The organism is Oceanobacillus luteolus, from assembly GCF_042678205.1.
Lineage (GTDB): Bacteria > Bacillota > Bacilli > Bacillales > Amphibacillaceae > Oceanobacillus > Oceanobacillus luteolus.
In genome coordinates this window covers 1-20,605 of record NZ_JBHUDE010000007.1, presented here as the reverse complement: position 1 = coordinate 20,605, position 20,605 = coordinate 1, and the positions used below count along the sequence as shown (strand labels likewise).

Here is a 20,605-nt window from a genome sequence, read left to right as displayed (position 1 = left end):
GGGGGTATCCATTTGTCTACTTTAAATCGGAGTATTAAATTAGTAAGCAGGCCACAAGGAATGCCAACGTATGAAAATTTTGAGCTAGTTACCAATTCATTACCTACTATAAATGAAGGCGAATTATTGATTCGGACGATTTATTTATCAGTAGACCCATATATGCGCGGAAGGATGAATGGAGTAAAAACGTATGTTGATCCATTTCAATTAAATGAAGTACTTATTGGTGGCGTAGTTGGGGAAGTTGTAGAATCAAAGAATAATGATTTCAAAACTGGTGAGATTGTGGAAGGTCGCCTGGGATGGTCAGATTTTTCTGTATCAAATGGCAGTAATATTAGGAAAATAGATCCAACTCTCGCACCGATTTCAACCTCATTAGGAGTAGTTGGAATGCCAGGGCTCACCGCATATTTCGGATTACTTGATATAGGAAAAGCAAAAGAAGGGGAAACCGTCGTCATCTCTGGAGCGGCAGGTGCCGTTGGCATGGTCGCAGGACAAATCGCAAAAATCAAAGGTTGTCGCGTAATCGGTATCGCAGGTTCTGAGGAAAAGGTGAATTATTTAAGTAATCAACTTGGTTTTGATCAAACGATAAATTATAAAACAGAAAATGTATTAGACGCTCTAAAAGCAGCATGTCCTTCTGGAGTAGATATATATTTTGATAATGTTGGTGGAGAAATCTCTGATGCGGTTATAAAATTGATCAATTACAAGGCGCGTATCATTGTCTGTGGGCAAATATCTCAATATAACAATGAACAAATTGAGACAGGGCCTCGTATTCAAGGTCAATTAATCCAACGAAGTGCACTCATGCAAGGTTTCATCGTTTCCGATTATGCTGATCGTTTTGGAGAGGGGTACCGACAGTTAGGAAAGTGGGTAAAAGAAGGTAGATTACAGTATCGAGAAAATGTCGTCGACGGCTTAGAAAATGCCCCGGATGCATTCATTGGATTATTCCGGGGAGATAATATAGGGAAACAACTAGTTAGGGTATCGGAAGAGTAACCTATAGGTTTGGATAAAATTCAAATGTAATTGAATTTTGATGAATGAAAAGTTCACAGAACATAGTAAATGAGCTACCAATATGCGCTTCATAGCCAAATTGGTAGCTTTTATGTTTTTTACAAGTCTCCTATAAATAAGGTTATACCGCTATAATTAGGATCCAATAAAATTCTATTAGATGGTAGCCTTGACTTTAATTAACATAATATTTACTCCCTTTTAATATCTTATTAACATCTACTTTCTATACTATAAGTTGACATAATAGGAGAGATGGAGGGAGTATATTGAAACGAAGGAGAAAGGCACTTCAGAAACTCTTTACTGCATACCTAGCTTTGCTGGTACTAGTAAGTCCGATGTTGCCGATAGCACAGCAGCAGGTGTATGCGGAAAGTGTTTCTGGAAGTGAAGTAGAAAAAGAAGGGGAAGCTTCGATTCAACATGAGCAACCCCAAGCAGTAAATGCTAATGAAGATTTACAGCTGTCTGTCCAAGCTGAAGGTGCTATTGCGGTGGATGTGAACTACATGGTACATAATGAAACAAAAACAATCGCAATGACTGAAAATGAAAATGGTCAATTTACTGCAGTGATTCCAGCTGGTGATTTAGAACAAGAGAAATTCGAATATTGGTTTCTAGGAAAATATGAAAATGATGTACAACAAGCAACGAAGCCTTACATCATACCTTTAAATGAAGAAAATGAAACATCTACAAAGGACGAACCTCAACAAACTGATTCAGAACCACAGCAAGAAGAACATCAAGAAGAATCCTTTCAATTACAACATGATCCAATTACACAAATAAACGGGAGCAATGATTTGAAGGTAACCGCTCATGCACCTGGTGCAGAGCGTGTGAAAATGATCTTTAAATCTGCGAAAGAGTTAGAGGCGGAAGAATTGCTTTTAACAAAGGAAAACGATCAATTCAACCTTTCCATTCCGAACGAGAAACTTTGGTCGACTGTATTCCAGTATGAACTGATTGCCGAAGATGCGGAAGGTAATACGAAATCCACAGATGTGATTGAAGCGTCTGTAACGAAAGATGAGCATACAAAAGACATTCCGGAGCTGCTTATTACAGAAGTCGCACCTCAAACGGAGCAGGCTTATGGCTTTATCGAAATCTATAATAATAGTAATCAACCGGTTCATTTGAATGATTATCAGTTTGTCTATCAGTCTGAGTTGGCTGGAAAAGTAGACTGGGATATAGCGGATGATATAGAAGTAGGACCGCAAGAAACGGTTGTCATTTGGATACATAACAGTGAGAAGACCCTGACAGCCGATGATTTTAATACTTTCTATGGAACAAATGTCGCCGAAAGCAACCTCGTATTTGTTAAAAGTGAAGCAATGGCTGCTGAGAGTGGTACGATAACCATGAACGACAAGTCAGGACATACGATAGTACAAGCATCCTTTGATGGTGAGGATGTCTCCCAAAATAAAGGGATAATCTATCTCTATCCAAGCGAAGGCACTTCCATGCAAAAAGCAGGTATCAGTACGGAAGTTGACCCGGAAAACTTGATTCCTGGTCAAGTGCCGTCAACTCCAGTTGAAGTAGTAGAGACGGAGCAGGTAGAAGAGAGCTTGGAATCCGATTTACAGAATGATGGACAAGCAGAAACAGAGGAAGATTACGATCCTCAAGCTGTACCGCGTCTGCTTATCACTGAAATCACGCCAGATACAGCCAATATGAATGGCTCGGATGCGTATGAGTTTATCGAAATCTACAACAATAGTGACCAGTCCATCAATATGAAAGACTATCAACTGATTTATCGTTATCCAACGAATACAGCAGACCAAATCTGGAATATTACCGAGGATAAAGTGATTGGTCCACAAGAAACATTCATCGTTTGGATTAAAAATGCAGGAAATAAAGATGCTACATTAGAGGATTTTGAAGCTGCCTATAGTATTGAGTTGTCAGAGAGCCATGTAACAACAATAGGAAGTGGCGGAATGGCAAACGGCAGCGAACGTACAATTATCATTAGTGATATGGTTGGCAACACGATTGCTGAAGCGACTTATAATGACGGGTCCAAAGATGTTTACCCTGACAGAGGGATTATGTATCAATTCCCGACAGAAGGACATGTAATGGATAAAATCGGAGTCGATGAAACGGTCACTCCACTTCACGTTTATCCGGAACAAGTGCCGTCGATCCCGGTGAAGGTAGATACAGAAGCAAGTGCACCAACAATTGGTGAAGCAGCAATTCATCTTGAGGATGGACTCATCCAAGTCGAGGTGCAAGTGGATTCGGAACTACCTGTCACAGGAGTTCAAGTATTCTTCCGTCAAACCACGGCGATGGAATTCCAGTCTCTAACGCTGACTAGTCAAGATGGAGAGAACTTCACCGTCGCGATTCCGGTCGAAGAGATCTGGAGTGAGGGAATAGAATATTATTTCGTTGCCACTAATGACGCAAGACAGGCAACTTCCGATATCGGTGTATTGGACCTTCCCAAAGCGGATATTGACTATCAACAGATTCCACCACTTCTCATTACAGAAATTGTACCGGACACAGCGAATGTGAACGGCGCGGATGCTTATGAGTTTATTGAGGTTTATAACAATACAACGGAAGACATTCGCTTTAATGATTATGTTTTACGTTACCGTTATCCGAATACGGGAGCGGAAGGGGATCTGTTATGGGGACCGCCGCTGGACCATGAGGATATTATTGTTCCTTCAGGAGAAACCGTCGTTTTATGGATCATTAATGGTGGGAATCCACATTTGACTGGCGAGGATTTTAATAACCATTTTGGAACGGATTTAACAGAAGGACAGAACCTCATCAAGATTTATAACAATGGAATGGCAAATGGTACGGAAAGGACATTGGTCATTGCCACGCAAACAGGGGATGAGTTATCTTACGCAGCTTACAATGATGTAACTGGGGTTGATGATACGCAGCCGGATAAAGGAATTTTTTATCGTTTCCCACAAGACGGCAGTATGCAATCTCAAAAAATCAGTGCGGGAGAGTTGGATGCAACTCCTGGTGCTGTGATGATCGAGCAAGTCCCATCGGAAAAAGTGCAGTTGCCGACTGATGTGACTCAACCGGAAATACAAGATAATACAAGAGAAACACTTACTTCAGGAGAAGATTTTCATATCACGGCGACCATCACCGATGATGTTCAAGTGAAATCTGTATTCTTGTACTACCGCACGATGGAGGACACGGATTTTATCAAAGTGAGTCTGCCGCGTGGTGACAATGATGAATTTCTATATACGGTGTACACTCCTGAATTAATCGGACAGAAGCAACTTGAATACTATTTGGTTGCGAGTGATGGAAAAAATGAAAGTCGTACGAACTTGAAAACTCTATCCATTGAACATCCACATGTTCAAACTGGTCTTCGCTTAAATGTAGCGGACGAAGAAGTGATAGCAGGAGAAAAGATCATTAAAGCAACTGCCGATGAATATACGAATGACATCGTCTTATCGGTGGATGATGAAGAAGTTCAAGATACATTCCGTGCTATGGAAAATGAAGCATATTTTGCTTTTGACGTGACGGAAACGAATATTTATTTCCAAAATGGTGTCACGATGGGTGATGAAATTTTAACCATTTTTGATGACACGTATAATGACTTTGTGACATTAACCGTGCCGATTCCGGCAGATAAATTAGAGATTGGTGATAACACAATCTCCATCCGGGCAGGTAATAAAGTCAGCCCATTTGATGAAGGATCAACAGAGAACCGTGACGACTTCACAATTAAAAATATTCGTCTCGTTTTATCTGATGGAACCGTCATTTATGACCCGGCCTACAGTGATCCAAACGTCAATTACCCTGTAGGAGACAGTGCCGGGAAACAGGAAGTGTTTGATTTTACGTTTACGTTAGAAGATGAAATGTTTACTTCGCTTGCTTACGTCTTCGATACGACGATGGTAGAAGATGGATCATACGAAATTAAGGCAGATTTTGAAGAAGAAACAGTTGCAGCAAATGTCATTGCGGATAATACAGCCCCGACCATCGTACCGACGATAGAAAATGGTCAGGAATATAAAGGGGAGTTCCTAATTGATGCAGAAGTTTCCGATGCAAACGGAGTACAAGATGTAACAGTTCAGTTAGGCGGAAATTATATTTCCTTGCCGCATGAAACATCATCTGCCCTACTTGAACCAGGTGAGCATGAAGCAATTTTCCGTGCAACGGACATCGTAGGGAATGTAGAGGAAAAAACAGTAACATTTACTGTCACCGAAGAACATCCTTGGCTGCCTGACTGGTTGAAGGGTACTCCTGAAGATACGAGCGCTAATTTATCGGTTCGAGTGACAGACCCGACAAATGATGCGATGGATGTAACGTTTTATGAGGCATACCAGTACACAGCAGAAGATACGGATCATCTGACGATCAAGCAGTTTGCTTCGACAACAGAACCGCCTGAATCGTTCCAGCCAGAAGGGGAAAAAACGTTAACTGAAGATGAGCTTCAGGAACTTAGCGCATTAGATGGTAATGGAGTTTCAACTGAATCGATGACAGAGTTCCCATATCATCGTTTTGATGTAACTGTCGATGAGAACGTTGATGATGACGATGAAATTGAAATCGTCTGGAATGGTTCATCGTTGGAAGGCAGAAAAGTGACGATGTATGCCTGGAACTATCATACGGAGAACTGGGACGAACTGACGTCTACAGTCGCTAGTGAAGAAGCTTTTGAACTCGTTGGTTCTGTAAAAGGTCCAGAATATCTCAATGACCAAAAGGTGAGCGTCATAGTTCAAGACCAGATTGCAGAATATGGAGAGGATTTCAGTTTTGTTTGGTTTACCGATACTCAATATTATTCTGCACGTTATCCATGGATCTATGAAGACCAGGTCAATTGGATGGTTGAAAATAGAGATGCGTTAAATATTGAATATATTTTCCATACAGGAGACTTGGTTGATGTTTATGATGACTTTGACCAGTGGAAAGTTGCAGATGACAACATGCGCGTGTTGGATGAAGCCGGAATTCCTTATGGTGTATTGGCAGGAAACCATGATGTCGACAACAAGAGCCATAACTACGAAAATTATTATCAGTATTTTGGAGCGGACCGCTTCGAGGATCGTTCATATTATGGCGGTTCCTATGAAAATAACCGTGGCCACTATGATTTGATCAGTGTGAACGGCATTGATTTCATTATGGTTTATATGGGATGGGGTGTTGACCAAGAAGGAATCGACTGGATCAACGAAGTTCTTGCTGCGCATCCAGATCGAGTCGCTATCCTTAATTTCCATGAGTACTTGCTTGCTACAGGTACGAGAAGTCCAATTGGGGATGAGTTGTTTGAAAAGGTAGTTGTGCCGAATGAACAAGTTAAAGCCGTTCTCTCTGGACATTACCATAATGCACAGACATGGATTGATGAAATGGATGATGATGGAGACGGCGTTGCGGATCGTACGGTATATCAATTGCTTGCCGATTACCAAGGCGGTCCGGAAGGTGGACAAGGTTATTTAAGAATCCTTAACTTTAAAATGAACGAGAACAAAGTAGCTGTCCAAACCTACTCTCCGTATCTTGATGATTATAATTTCTATGAACCAGAGGAGTATCCGGAGAAAGACGAGTTTACCATGGAATGGGATCTGGAACCAAAACTCAAAAAAGTAGAGACGGATTATGTTGAAATCAATGTCTATAGTAATCATCAAATTGGCACGGTGGAAAACGTACCAAGTGGAGAAGCTGCACAAGTTACATGGACGGGGCTTCAACCAAACCATGAATATTCCTGGTATGTCCATATAACGGATGAATTTGGCGGATCAACGAGATCTCCAATTTGGAGTTTTGAAACAGTGGATGGAGAGGTAACATTACCTGAAGAAGAAGTGGACAATGATGAAGAAAATGCAGACAATGAATCTGGCAAAGGCGACAACATAGAAGATGATCGAGAGGGAGATGAATCAGGAACAACCGATTCAGACGGAACATCTTCTGTTGGTAAGGATGAGGAAGAAGGAAAAGAAAAACCAGCTGCAGTGTCTTCTGGACATAAGGTTGACAAAGCAAAAGCAAATCAAACCGATAAGTCAAAAGAAACTTCTGGAAACAGCTTGCCGAAGACGGCAACAAGTATTTTCAACTACTTGTTGATTGGACTTACTTTGATTGTAGTTAGTATCGGAATTTTAGTTTCAAGAAGGTTGAAGGTGCGGATGTTGGGAGAGTAGTCTGGAAAGGAACTCGGACACTTTTACGTTACGTGAACATGTGAATAATAGATACGTGAAGTAAGGATATTTGGAGCAGCACGTTCCAGATATCCTTACTTCTTTTATAGAATAAGTCATGAAATAAATGCTAAATCTAACCACTCTACAAGAGATGAATATTATTTACTCTTCTATTGACATACCTAAAATTACTCTGTAATATTAAACTTAATTAAATTAATTAAGAAACATTTCGGGAGCATTATTTTATAGGTGATTTAGAAAGCGTTTACTCAAACACGTAAAGGCATCGCTCTTTAGCTCAAGGATTAGCGGTATCTTTTTTGTAAAAACCCATGATAGGTGTGTTACATATCTGACTGACAACAAATTAGGGGGTAGAAAAAGTGAAAAAATGGATGACAGTAATCATGGTGGTGTTGTTGATATGTATCCTTTCAGCTTGCTCATTTGGGGCTGCTAAAAATACATACGAGGAGTCCGGTGTTCTGACAGCATGGGCTTGGGATCCATTATTTAATGTGGCTGCATTAGAAATGGCAGGAGAGTACTACAAGCAGGAAGATGAGGATTTCAAGCTACAAATCATAGAAAATGGACAAAAAGATATTGTTCAACGATTAAATACTGGATTGAGCTCCGGGACGATGCATGGGATGCCGAATATTGTTCTCATTGAAGATTACCGGGCACAAAGCTTCTTACAAGCATATCCAGATGCTTTTTATGATTTATCGGATTACTTCGATATCGATGATTTTGCAGATTATAAAAAGGCGCCGACAAGTTTTGAAGGGGGCCAATATGGAGTACCCTTTGATACGGGTGTAACTGGGTTATATTTACGGACCGATTACTTAGAAGAAGCGGGATACACTCCAGAGGACCTGACGAATATCACATGGGACGAATTTCTTGAAATTGGTAAGGACATAAAAGAGAAGACAGGGAAATACATGATTTCCATTAATCCAAACGATCCGGATGATTTAAGACATATGATTCAGACCGCTGGTGTCTGGTTCACCGAGGAAGATGGAAGAACAGCAGATATCAGTGATAATGAAGCGGTGAAAGAAGCGGTGCGGATTTATAATGCATTGCAAGAAGAAGGAATCGCTCATATCAATACAGATTGGAGTTCCAGAGTTTCAGCTTTTAATAGTGGAGCAGTCGTCAGTGTGGCGGTAGGAAATTGGATGACGCCGAATATTAAAGCGGAAGAATCACAAGCTGAAAAATGGACGGTAGTGCCGATTCCAAGACTGCCGGTTGAAGGCGCGGTGAATGCATCCAACCTGGGCGGAAGTTCTTTCTATGTACTGAATATTCCTGGTAAAGAAAAGGCAGCAGAATTTTTAGCAAGTACATTTGGTTCAAATAAGGAGCTATATCAGGATCTCGTGACAGAGATTGGTGCCATCGGTACGTATTTACCAGCTTTAGACGGAGAAGCTTTCCAAATTCGTGATGATTTCTTCGGAGGACAAAAAATTATTGCCGACTTTATCACATGGATGGAAGAGATTCCAAGTGTGAATTATGGAATGCATACGTATGCGGTCATGGATATTCTCATTGGTGAGATACAGAAATATAAAAGCGGTAAGAGTCTCGAGGAAGCTCTAGAAGATGCCCAAAAGCAAGCAGAAGGGCGACTTAGTAATTAAAGGAAAGCTACCTATCTATCCTTGCTAGATTGATAGTTATAAAAATAATCATGGCTTTCTATACATCTCAACGTTTGGAGTGATCACAAATGAAGCTTGTAAGAAGTAAAGACTTATTAGGTTGGTTTTTCATCCTGATTGCAGTTATTTTCATTACTTTATTTTATTTTTATCCGATGCTGCAAGCTCTCATCCTATCTTTTCAGTCGGGGATGGGAGTGAATCTGGAATTTGCTGGATTGGATAATTATCGACGTTTACTCAATGACCCGGTGGCATTGACGGCGATCAGAAATACGTTCATTTACTTAATTATTCAGGTTCCGGTCATGATTTTACTTGCCTTGTTTTTCTCTGTACTGTTGAATAATCCTGATTTGAAGTTTAAAGAATTCTTCAGGACGGCTATCTTTTTACCGGCTGTTATATCACTTGTTGCTTATTCGGTTATCTTCAAGTACTTATTCTCAACAGATGGGATTGTAAACAAGTTTCTATTAAATCTATCCTTAATCTCTGAACCGATCGAATGGTTGATGGACCCGTTTTGGGCGAAGGTATTGATCATCATCGCTATTACGTGGCGTTGGACGGGGTACAATATGATCTTCTATTTAGCAGCTTTACAAAATGTGGATAAATCTGTTTATGAGGCAGCTAGGGTCGATGGAGCAAATTCCTTCCAACAGTTTTTCTATATTACGATTCCGATGTTAAAGCCTATCATTCTTTTTTACGGCGATTACATCTACCATTGGAACACTTCAATTGTTCGATGAGCCGATGAACATCACAAGAGGTGGTCCAGGAAATGAAACATTAACCATCTCACAATATATTTATAATCTATCATTCGAGTACACGCCTGACTTTGGTTATGCGGCAGCTGTTTCCTTTGTCATCGTTATTTTGACCGTGATCTTCTCTATCATTCAATTCAGACTTGGTGGTGACAAAAAATGATTAACTGGAAGTCGATCTTTACTTACGTGATATTAAGTGTGGCGGCATTCGTTTCCCTGTTTCCATTTATTTGGATGTTAATCAGCATGACGAATAAATCGGTTGATATTACTCGGGGGAGCTTAATGCCAGGAAGCAACTTGTTTGAGAACTTAAGCAACCTCTTTGCAAACTACAATGTTGGCTCCGCGTTGTTTAATTCATTTTTTATTGCTATTATTGCTACAGTATTATGTCTCATCGTATCCGCTCTTGCGGGATATGGATTTGAAGTTTACCAGAGTAAGGGGAAAGACATTGTCTTTACGATTCTCTTGCTTTCTATGATGATACCGTTTGCTGCTTTGATGATTCCGTTATTTAGGTTCTTCGGAAATATCTCGCAAGTGTTTCCAGCAATCGGAGTGGACACGTTATATGCAGTTATTTTGCCATATGTAACTACAGCATTTTTTGTTTTCTTCTTTAGACAGAATACAAAGATGTTCACGAAAGATTTGATTGAGGCAGGTAGAATTGATGGACTTAGCGAGTTAGGGATATTTTTCAGGATTTATATGCCATCGATGAAAAATACGTTGGCTGCTGCCGGGATTATATCTTTCATGAACAATTGGAATAATTATCTATGGCCATTAGTCATTATACAATCGCCAGAAAATCAGACGATCCCATTATTGATTTCGAATTTAGGGTCGGGATATACCCCGGACTATGGCGTCATTTATACAGCGATTGTGATAGGTACGATACCGACTGCTCTCGTCTTCTTCTTCCTACAACGATTCTTTGTTGAAGGAATGACCGGATCGGTTAAAGGTTGATGAATCTTTTGTTTTTTTAGTACAAGATATTTAATATAGTAGATAGACAGTTATCACATGAAGTAAACGGGGGATACGTATGGAACGTGGTTCGTTTCAATTAATGAAATCCGTCAATAAATCGATCGTTTTAAATAAAATACGAACAGCTGAGCCAATATCCAGAGCTCAAATTGCGAAGGATACTAAACTAACGCCCCCAACGGTGAGCAGTATCGTCAGGGAACTGATGAAAGAGGGGATCGTTACAGAAAGTGACCTTGGAGAATCCAGTGGCGGGCGCAAGCCAAAGATGCTTCAAATCAATGGCGACGCTTTCTATGTCATCGGGATTGATGCAGGTCCTGGTTCTGTAGACTGTGTATTAACCGATTTGTCCGGAAACATACTAAAGCGCTCAGAATCTTATACGTTAACGAAGCCATTAACGAATGATAAATTCCTTTCCATTTTGATCGAAATGGTTGAAGCGATGATCCGATCCACTGGTGGCGATCATGGAAAAATCATTGGAATCGGGGTTGCGATGCATGGGGTCGTTGATGTCCATACGGGAATGTCTTTAGTCGCCCCAAACTTGGATTTAAGAAATATTCCGATTAAAGAAACGTTGGAAGAACACTTTGATTTAACGGTTCAAGTGGAAAACGATGCCCGTGCAATAGCGCTTGGGGAATCGTGGTTTGGCGGTAATGGCGACGTCGATAGTATGGTTGCAGTAAATATCGGTAGTGGTGTTGGAGCCGGTTTTGTGATCGATGGAAATCTATATCACGGTGCACAGGACATTGCGGGAGAGTTTGGCCATATGTCAATCGATTTGCATGGTGAAATCTGCGAATGTGGGAACCCTGGTTGTTTACAGGCCTATGTAAGTGGACATGCTATCGCAGAACGCTATAAAAAACAATTCCAGCTTGAAGATGCGTTGAACGGTGAAGAAATCTATAAGCTGGCAAAAAGCGGGGACGCGGAGGCTTTACAATTTTTACAAGAAACAGGAGAAATCATCGGGATTGGACTGACGAATCTCATTCATATCGTTAATCCTAGTCGAATTGTACTCGGTGGTGGCGTCATGAAAAGCCAGGAATTTATTGTTCCAGTGATTGCTAAAACAATCGAACAACGAGCTCTGACAACCGAGGCGAAGAAAACGGAAGTGACCGTTTCACGCTTAGGTGATGATGCAACATTGTTAGGTGCAGTTTCTCTATTGCTTGTGGAATTGTTTCAGAAATAGTATATAAATGAAAAGCAGTTAATCCTTGTGTTTGGGATTAACTGCTTTTTGTTATTCATGAATTAGAAATTCAAACAACGTATGTTGTCTATATGTTTCATCAGGGTGGAGGATGATGCTTGGAAAGCCTGCGTGATGTAATGAAGCAGGTGAGCCTTGTGTTTCAAAGCATACTCCCAGGTGTTTTTTACCTGCAGCTTCTCTTAGTTGTATATTTTCATTTAAATCATTGGCTGTATATAGGACCATTCCTGGCTGATTACTATACACTTTGAGAACGCGTCCGCTTGTCGGTTCTGTCAACGTCACTTGTTCTCCGCTATGAGTATCATCAAAGATGAAATAATGATCATAACCGTTCAGCTCTTTGGTGAAACTTTCTCCAAGAACCCGACTGTTCCGAAAATCAAACCTTGAATCTTCTACATCAATTATCTTTCCGGTTGGTATAAGTTCTTCATCCAATTCTACAAAACTGTTACTGTTCATTGTTAAGAAGTGGTGTTGCACAGTATCTCTTAGATTACCACATAAATTAAAATACGTATGGTTGGTAAGCGCAATTGGTGTTGATTTGTCAGTTACAGCTGTATAGTCAAGCTGTAACTGATTATCATTGGTTAACGTATAGGTAACGGTAATGTCCACATTACCAGGGTATCCACCGTCCCCATCACGGGATTGGTGGGTTAATGTTAACCCAATGCAATCTTTCGTTTCAAAAGGGCTCACTTTCCAAATGATTTGATGTAACCCGGCAGAACCGCCATGTAAATGATGGTTGCCGTCATTTGCTTCTAATGAAAAGGTTGTTCCGGCGATATCAAAAGAAGCGTCTTGAATTCTGCCAGCGACCCTGCCAATAATCGCTCCAAAGTAATTAGGGTTTGTTTTATAATCTTGATAATCCTTAAAACTTAGTACGATATTTTCCAGCTTACCATTTCGGTCGGGAACAAGGATCTTTGTAATGATAGCCCCGTAGTTTAATACACTAACGGACATGTTTTGATCGTTCGTTAAGGTGTATTCCTCCCAATTTCCAAAAACCGTTTCCTTTTCTATCTTCACTATGTGTCACCTACTTATTCAACGTGTCAATAAATCGTTCAAAAACTGCACGTTCTTTTAGTACACCTGCATCTTCTAGTATTCTCACAAACTTTTGTCCGAGCTCGACTTTCAATATTTCCTTTGCTTCAGCATCATGAGTAAGAGCTGGATATTTTTCGGTTAGTTGGTTTATCCATGCTTCATGGTGTTGTGCGATATTGCTGGACTTTCCTAATAGATAATCTTGAATCTCTTGTAGTTCATCTTTCAATCTTGGCGGTAATACAGCAAGCCCCATTACTTCGATGAGTCCGATATTTTCTTTTTTAATATGGTGAACATCAGCATGCGGATGGAAAATACCCATCGGATGTTCCTTTGATGTCCGGTTATTTCGTAAGACGAGATTAAGTTGAAATACATCACCTTGTTTTTGTGCAATAGGCGTAATCGTATTATGCGGTGTGTCATCTGTATAGGCGATGATATCCGCTTCAGGGTCGGAATAATTGCGCCATGTGTTTAAGATATGTTCTGCTGCACGCACGAGGTCAGCGATTTTTTTCCCTTTCAGACGGATGACCGACATCGGCCATTTCGCAACGGATGCAGATACGTCAGGGAATTGATTCAGTTCAAAATGGAAAGCATCTTCTGCTTTCATCATCGGAAATTCATATCTCCCGGCTTGGTAATGGTCATGACTTAATATTGACCCACCGACAATCGGCAAGTCCGCATTGGAACCGATGAAGTAGTGTGGAAATTGATCCGTAAAGTTGAGCAGCCGTTCGAATGTATTCCGGTCAATTTTCATATCCCGATGCTCTTCACAAAGCAATATGCTATGCTCGTTGTAGTAAACATACGGAGAATATTGCAGATACCAGTTTTCTCCGAGCAATGGTACCTTTATGATCCGGTGATTGGCCCTTGCAGGATGTCCGGTTCTGCCTACATATCCTTCGTTTTCTACACAAAGCAGGCATTTTGGATAATTCAAGTCCCGTTTCATCGTCTTTTCCCGTTTAATCTGTTCCGGGTCCTTTTCTGGTTTGGACAGGTTAATGGTGATATCCAATTCACCATAATCCGATTCGGCTTTAAAGGAGATGTTCTTTGCTATTCGATTCATTTGGATATAGTTGCTGTTCTTACTTAAATGATAAAAGTAGTCTGTTGCTTCTTGTGGTGAAGATTCATATTTCTTATAAAACGTTTCATTGATTACGGACGGTCTTGCGATAAAACAGTTCATGATAGTAGCGGATAGGATCTCCTTATCATCGAACACATCTTCAATCACTCCATGTTCAATAGCATAGGATATGAGATGGTCCAGGATATTCGGGATACTATCATTCGTCGGCTCTACGGCTTCCGGGAAAGTGTCCAAGCCTAATTGATGGATCACCTGATTCCGGACGTAAGGCACATCAGCTGAGTCAATCAATTCTGCGTGCAATGCTTGTTGTATCAGTCCTTCGATATGATTGTAGATCATGCTTCATCTTCCTTTCCGTATCCGGTCGGATGTGTAGAATGCCAGTTCCAAGCATCTTCCATAATTTTTGTAATATCCGTGCGTGTTGGATTCCAACCAAGGATCCGCTTTGCTTTTTCCGAGCTTGCAATTAATGTGCTAGGGTCGCCTGCACGGCGTTTTCCAATTTTCACAGGAATTTCTTTTCCGGTTACGGTCCGGGCTGTCTCGATCATTTCCTTCACGGAGAATCCTTGATTGCTTCCTAAGTTGAAGATATCACTTTTTCCATTATTTCTTAGATATTCTAAAGCTAGTAAATGGGCATCAATTAAATCCTCGACATGGACATAATCCCGGACACATGTGCCGTCGGGAGTATCATAGTCATCACCGAAAATGGTCATGTACTCACGTTGGTTCAAAGCCGTCTGTAAGATAATCGGGACGAGATGGGTTTCCGGTCGGTGATCCTCACCGATTTCGGCCGTTTCCCTGGCACCAGCTACATTAAAATAACGTAGTGAAACATATTTAATTCCATGAGCCGATTCTGTCCATTTCATCATTTTTTCCATCGTCAGTTTTGTTTCGCCATACGTATTGGTCGGATTTGTTGGCAAATTCTCTGTGATTGGTACGGTCTTTGGTTCTCCGTAGGTTGCAGCAGTTGAGGAGAAGACGATATATTTCACATTTGCTTCGACCATCGCTTGCAATAATACTTGGGTTCCGTAAACGTTATTGTCAAAGTATTGGAGCGGCTTTTCCATGGATTCGCCAACGAGCGAGTTTGCTGCGAAGTGAAGCACGGCATCAATCTTCTCTTTAGCAAAAATCGAAGAGATAAAGTCTAAATCCCGCAAATCACCTTCGTAAAAAGTTACTTGTGGATGAATCGCACTTCTATGCCCGGTTGTTAAGTTATCAACAACGACAACCTCTTCCCCCTGATCAATTAATTGATGGACTGCGTGGGAACCGATGTACCCGGCCCCTCCCAAAACTAGTACACTCATCTTAAACCTCCTCCGTTATTTGAATTTCTCTTGCACCTTCGCCAATCGTGGCAGTATAGAATGTAGCTTCATAACCGACTTTTTCTTTATAGACCTTATTAATCTGTTGTTTGATGCTTTCGGCTTTCTCTTTTTCAATGAGGGCGATGGCACATCCTCCAAACCCTGCACCAACCATACGAGCACCGAGTACACCATCGAGATTCCATGCTGTTTCGGAAATCGTATCAAGTTCCACTCCCGTCACTTCATAATCGTCTCGTAACGAAATATGTGACTCGTTCAATAACTCTGCAAAAGCTTCTAGATCCCCTTGTTGTAAAGCATCGAAAGCTTCCAGTGTGCGGGCGTTTTCATAGACAACATGTTTTGCCCGCTTTTGATTTACTTCATCGCTTATCAAATGCTTACTCGCTTCAAATTCTTCTATCGTTAATTCTCCTAAACTGCGAATCTTCAATTCTTGTTGCAAATCTGCCAATGCAGCTTCACACTGAGCACGTCGTTCATTATATTTTGTTCCGGAGAGCTTTCTTTCCTTGTTCGTGTTGATGATCATAATGACGTGATCCGTTAAATTAAGTGGGGCATATTTATATTCCAATGTGTCACAGTTTAATAACATCGCCTGATTTTCTTTACCCATACCAATGGCGAATTGGTCCATAATGCCACTGTTGACGCCGATATATTCGTTTTCTACTTTCTGACCGAGCTGAATCAACTTTATTCGGTCGATTGTTTTCTCATAGATTCCTTCTACTAACACTCCAGTAACGAGTTCGATGGAAGCGGAGGAAGATAGGCCAGCACCATTCGGGATATTGCCGTAATAGAGGATATCTGCACCATGGGAAAGGTGGAATCCGGCATCCATTAAATGTAGAAATACTCCCTTTGGATAATTCGCCCAGTCATGGCTATCATTAAATGTTAAATCGGCAATGTCACAAGTGATGATTCCTTTTTCGGGAAAGTTCATCGAGTAAAAGCGTAATTGTTGATCGTTTCGTTTTGCTGCTAAAGCATAGGTACCATAGGATATCGCCGCTGGGAAAACATGCCCGCCATTATAATCGGTGTGTTCGCCGATTAGATTGATTCGTCCAGGTGCGAAGAAGGTTCTTGGTGTGCTGTTTGTTTGAAAGATAGAATGAAATTGTTTAATCAATGTTTGCATGCGTTCGTTTTGACCTCCTAAAATATTTATTAATATTGATAATTAGTTCGTTTGATAGTACAATATGGTTACAACATAACTTTATTAATTAATTTAATTAAGTTAACATAAGTGTACTATTATTTTTTTAGTTACGCAATAGGGGTGGTAACAAATACATAGAAATGTTGGCGTTTTCATGATTGCGTTTAATAAATAAATTTTTAGGAGGTTATCATGTCATACTTTAATGATTTTAAACAATTATCCGTATTAGAAAAGAATCGTTTGAAAGATCGATCCTATTTTCTAGCCTATTCAAATAAAGAAGATGCTCTTACGTATCAAAGAAGCTATGCGAATGGTTTTCAATTATTAAACGGACAATGGAAATTCCATTATGCGGAAACTCCAGAGACCGCCCCTCAGGATTTTTATGAAGATGATTTTGATGTGTCACAATGGGATGATCTACAAGTTCCATCGAATTGGCAACTGAATGGTTATGGAAGGCCTCATTATACAAACGTTCCCTATCCGTTTCCTGTAGACCCGCCGCATATTCCGAGTGAAAATCCAACAGGTTCCTATCGCCGAGAGTTTTATGTTGCGAAAGAGGCGTTGCAACAATCTACTATTCTTCGTTTTGAAGGAGTAGATAGTGCATTCCATGTTTGGGTCAATGGCGAATTTGTCGGCTATAGCACAGGAAGTCGTTTAGCTTCTGAATTTGATGTGACAGCATTCCTACGTGAAGGAAAAAATACCATCTCCATTCGTGTATACCAATGGTCGGTCACAAGCTATATAGAAGACCAGGATATGTGGTGGTTAAGCGGGATTTTCCGCGATGTGTATTTAATCAGAACGCCGGACACCCATGTCTATGATTATTTTATAAAAACTGAACTAGACGAAAAATACGAGAATGCCGTATTGCAAATAGATACAGAGATTCATTCGAAATTGGAAGGACAGAAATCCTATACGGTGGAGTATGTATTATTGGATGCGGACTTCGAGTTTGTGGCTGAGGATCATGTAGAGACAGCAGTGGATAAAGAAGAGCTGCAACTATCAACGAGCATTCCAGTAACAGCACCGAAAAAATGGACCGCGGAAACACCATATCTCTATCATTTGCTTATTGCTTTAAAAGATGAGAATGGTCATGTGGTGGAAGTGATTCCAACAAAAGTAGGATTCAGACAAGTAGAGTTGAAAGATGGACTGATTCAAGTGAATGGCGTGCCGGTTATATTTAAAGGGGTCAACCGCCATGAACATCATCCTGATTTAGGAAGAGCAGTTCCAATCGATATCATGAGGAAAGATATTGAGCTGATGAAGCAGCATAATATTAATGCAGTTCGTACGGCGCATTATACAAATGACCCACGATTTTATGATCTCTGTGATGAATACGGGTTATATGTCATTGATGAGGCTGACTTGGAAACGCATGGTTTCAACTTGGTTGGGAATATCAGTCAATTAAGTGAAGACCCAGATTGGGAAGAAGCATACTTAGACCGAATGAAACGAATGGTCGAACGTGATAAAAATCATCCTTCCATCATTATTTGGTCATTAGGAAATGAATCCGGTTTCGGCCAGAATCTGATTAACATGTCAGAATGGGCTAAGCAACTAGATGAAACAAGATTGATTCATTATGAAGGTGAAACACGTGCCATCATGACAAAGTCCGATAATGAGCCGCAAGAATTAAATGTGGCAGCGGATATGTTCTCGACGATGTACAGTTCCGTGGAGCTGCTTGACAAATGGGGTAAACGGACAGACTTGGAACAGCCGCATATTTTATGTGAATTCGGCCATGCCATGGGGAACGGACCTGGTGGGTTTAAAGAGTACTTTGAAATGTTTTATAAATATGAGCGCCTGCAAGGTGGATTTGTTTGGGAGTGGATTGACCACGGTATCCGGACAGAAACACCTGAAGGGGAAGAATATTTCGCCTATGGTGGTGACTTTGGAGACCAGCCGAATGACTCCAACTTTGTCATTGACGGAATGGTCATGCCTGACCGGACACCATCTCCAGCACTGCTTGAATACAAGAAAGTGATTGAACCGGTTAAGGTCGAAGCGATTGACTTGGAAAAGGGAATCATAAGAATCCATAACCGTTATGATTTTGCTGATTTGAATCATTTAGCAGCTTCTTGGTCCATCCATGCTGATGGTGAGCTGGAGAGTACCGGAACTATCGATCTTCCGGAAATACAACCTGGAAGTTACCAAGATGTGGAGATTTCTTTTGCAGTCCATGCGAAGAGCAAAACGGATTATTGGTTAACGGTAAATCTAATCGAGAAGAACGATACAAAATGGGCAAAAGCTGGACATGAAGTAGCATGGGAACAGTTCTTACTTCCTATTACAGCTGAGGATACAACAGTAGAAATAGTAAATACCAACGTGCCATTACATGTGGAAACAGTCCGAAACAAGTTGGTTGTCAGTGGCGATTCCTTCCAAGTCGCATTCAACGAGACGAATGGTGATATCGAATCTTGGAAGTTTCAGGGAATGGAGATGCTTGAAAAGGGACCTTCGATTAATTTCTGGAGAGCACCAACCGACAACGATCGAATTGGCCAGCTGGAATTTAATACTCGTAGTGAAGAAAAAGATTGGAAAAAACATCGCGTACACATGATGCATCAACGTTTAGTTGATTTTCAATATGAGCTTTCCGACGAAAAAGATTCCTTGGTGGTTACGGTGAGTAAGAAAATTGCACCACCGGGAACAAACTGGGGATTCGAAATTTCTTTCACGTACGAAATTGCGAATACCGGAATCGTGACGGTGAAAGTAGATGGTAAGAAGTATGGGGAAGGTTCCATCACTTTACCGAAAATCGGAATGCAAATGTATTTGAAAAAATCATTACAGCAAGTGGACTGGTACGGTCGCGGTCCTGGTGAATCGTATGTGGACAGTAAACTGGCCAATCGTTTTGGCGTATGGTCGAAAACGGTTGGCGAGCTGTTTACTCCATATGTTTACCCACAGGAAAATGGTAACCGTACCGATGTGAATTGGGTATCCCTGACGGATCTATCTGGTGCAGGCTTACTGGCAGCTGGTGAATGGTTCAACTTCAGTGCAAGTCACTATACGACAGAGAACGTGGAGAAAGCCCGCCATCAGACGGATCTAGTGGAAGAAGACTTCATTGTATTAAATATTGATCATCAGCAAAATGGTCTTGGCTCTGCAAGCTGTGGACCTGGTGTTCAAGAAAAATATGAATTGAAAAATGATGACTTCCAATTTGTTTTCCATTTTGGTGGGTATTCGAAGAGTGAGATTTCGCCGGAGGAATTGGCTAGGTGGAGTAAGTAGTGGTCGGGGCTGTTTTAAGACTTGGATTGAATTAAATAAATATATTATGGACAACCTGCTTGAATAGCTATTGTAGCTTGAGAAGCGGGTTGTTTTTTCAAATTTTGTTATTGGATGTGCATATCATCGCCCGCAATTTGGTAAAACATGCAATAGAGCTCTTCTCTTGTCGTGAATCGCGTCTGTTTTACGGTAAAACCTACAATAGAACAGTTCTCTAGTCACGAACAGCTTCCGTTTAGAGGCAAAACATGCAATAGAGCTCTTCCCTTGTCGTGAATCGCGTCTGTTTTACGGTAAAACTTACAATAGAACAGTTCTCTAGTCACGAACAGCTTCCGTTTAGAGGTAAAACATGCAATAGAGCTCTTCTCTTGTCGTGAGAATCGAGTCAAGTCCATAATTCTGTGTAAAAGCATATTTTCGACCAGTAGTAATATTATTTGAAATCATAGTGTGAGAGCAGCCACAGCTTTGCTGCTTGCCATTGACTG

The 20,605-nt window shown here is 40.8% G+C and carries 10 protein-coding genes and 1 pseudogene; 7 read left to right on the top strand and 4 right to left on the bottom strand.

What is annotated here, in order from left to right; all coding sequences use genetic code 11:
• Positions 1-12 precede the first annotated feature (12 nt).
• From ACFSBH_RS02170 to ACFSBH_RS02145, 6 genes and pseudogenes are all read left to right on the top strand, one after another.
• Positions 13-1,023 carry an NADP-dependent oxidoreductase gene (locus ACFSBH_RS02170; RefSeq protein ID WP_379595834.1) on the top strand — a complete coding sequence of 337 codons (1,011 nt, stop codon included), beginning with the start codon at positions 13-15 and terminating at the stop codon, positions 1,021-1,023.
• A gap of 290 nt (positions 1,024-1,313) precedes the next feature.
• Complete coding sequence (locus tag ACFSBH_RS02165) at positions 1,314-7,316, top strand: lamin tail domain-containing protein (protein ID WP_379595832.1); 6,003 nt, start codon at positions 1,314-1,316, stop codon at positions 7,314-7,316.
• Between the two features lie 389 nt (positions 7,317-7,705).
• Complete coding sequence (locus tag ACFSBH_RS02160) at positions 7,706-8,989, top strand: ABC transporter substrate-binding protein (protein ID WP_379595831.1); 1,284 nt, start codon at positions 7,706-7,708, stop codon at positions 8,987-8,989.
• An 89-nt stretch (positions 8,990-9,078) separates the two neighbouring features.
• Positions 9,079-9,952, top strand: a pseudogene (locus ACFSBH_RS02155) (carbohydrate ABC transporter permease).
• Positions 9,949-10,776: a carbohydrate ABC transporter permease gene (locus tag ACFSBH_RS02150; protein WP_251512745.1), complete on the top strand. Its 828-nt coding sequence runs from the start codon at positions 9,949-9,951 to the stop codon at positions 10,774-10,776. The pseudogene ACFSBH_RS02155 and the gene ACFSBH_RS02150 overlap by 4 nt, the downstream one beginning before the upstream one ends.
• Before the next feature lie 79 nt (positions 10,777-10,855).
• Positions 10,856-12,019, top strand: a complete 1,164-nt coding sequence (locus ACFSBH_RS02145) for an ROK family transcriptional regulator (RefSeq protein ID WP_251512744.1) — start codon at positions 10,856-10,858, stop codon at positions 12,017-12,019.
• A gap of 51 nt (positions 12,020-12,070) precedes the next feature.
• On the opposite strand, the gene ACFSBH_RS02140 is transcribed toward ACFSBH_RS02145, so the two are convergent.
• The 4 genes from ACFSBH_RS02140 to ACFSBH_RS02125 are packed head-to-tail and all read right to left on the bottom strand — an operon-like array spanning position 12,071 to position 16,754.
• Positions 12,071-13,090 (bottom strand): aldose epimerase family protein, encoded by a 1,020-nt coding sequence (locus ACFSBH_RS02140; protein WP_251512743.1) that lies wholly within the window; start codon positions 13,088-13,090, stop codon positions 12,071-12,073.
• 10 nt (positions 13,091-13,100) lie between these two features.
• Positions 13,101-14,576: a UDP-glucose--hexose-1-phosphate uridylyltransferase gene (gene galT / locus ACFSBH_RS02135; protein WP_379595828.1), complete on the bottom strand. Its 1,476-nt coding sequence runs from the start codon at positions 14,574-14,576 to the stop codon at positions 13,101-13,103.
• Positions 14,573-15,574 (bottom strand): UDP-glucose 4-epimerase GalE, encoded by a 1,002-nt coding sequence (galE, locus tag ACFSBH_RS02130; protein ID WP_379595826.1) that lies wholly within the window; start codon positions 15,572-15,574, stop codon positions 14,573-14,575. Before galE ends, galT begins: the two co-directional genes overlap by 4 nt.
• A gap of 1 nt (position 15,575) precedes the next feature.
• Entirely contained in the window at positions 15,576-16,754 is a 1,179-nt protein-coding gene (locus tag ACFSBH_RS02125) for a galactokinase (protein WP_251512740.1), read from the bottom strand.
• 216 nt (positions 16,755-16,970) lie between these two features.
• Between ACFSBH_RS02125 and lacZ the strand changes: the two genes are divergently transcribed.
• Positions 16,971-20,111, top strand: coding sequence for a beta-galactosidase, LacZ type (lacZ, locus tag ACFSBH_RS02120; RefSeq protein WP_379595823.1), 3,141 nt, complete (start codon positions 16,971-16,973; stop codon positions 20,109-20,111).
• Positions 20,112-20,605 lie beyond the last annotated feature (494 nt).

What these genes read in the sequence shown, in the direction of transcription:
- ACFSBH_RS02125 (WP_251512740.1), bottom strand. Translation starts at nt 16,754, where the DNA reads ATGCAAACATTGATTAAACAATTTCATTCTATCTTTCAAACAAACAGC.
- lacZ (WP_379595823.1), top strand. Translation starts at nt 16,971, where the DNA reads ATGTCATACTTTAATGATTTTAAACAATTATCCGTATTAGAAAAGAAT.
- ACFSBH_RS02145 (WP_251512744.1), top strand. Translation starts at nt 10,856, where the DNA reads ATGGAACGTGGTTCGTTTCAATTAATGAAATCCGTCAATAAATCGATC.
- galE (WP_379595826.1), bottom strand. Translation starts at nt 15,574, where the DNA reads ATGAGTGTACTAGTTTTGGGAGGGGCCGGGTACATCGGTTCCCACGCA.
- galT (WP_379595828.1), bottom strand. Translation starts at nt 14,576, where the DNA reads ATGATCTACAATCATATCGAAGGACTGATACAACAAGCATTGCACGCA.
- ACFSBH_RS02150 (WP_251512745.1), top strand. Translation starts at nt 9,949, where the DNA reads ATGATTAACTGGAAGTCGATCTTTACTTACGTGATATTAAGTGTGGCG.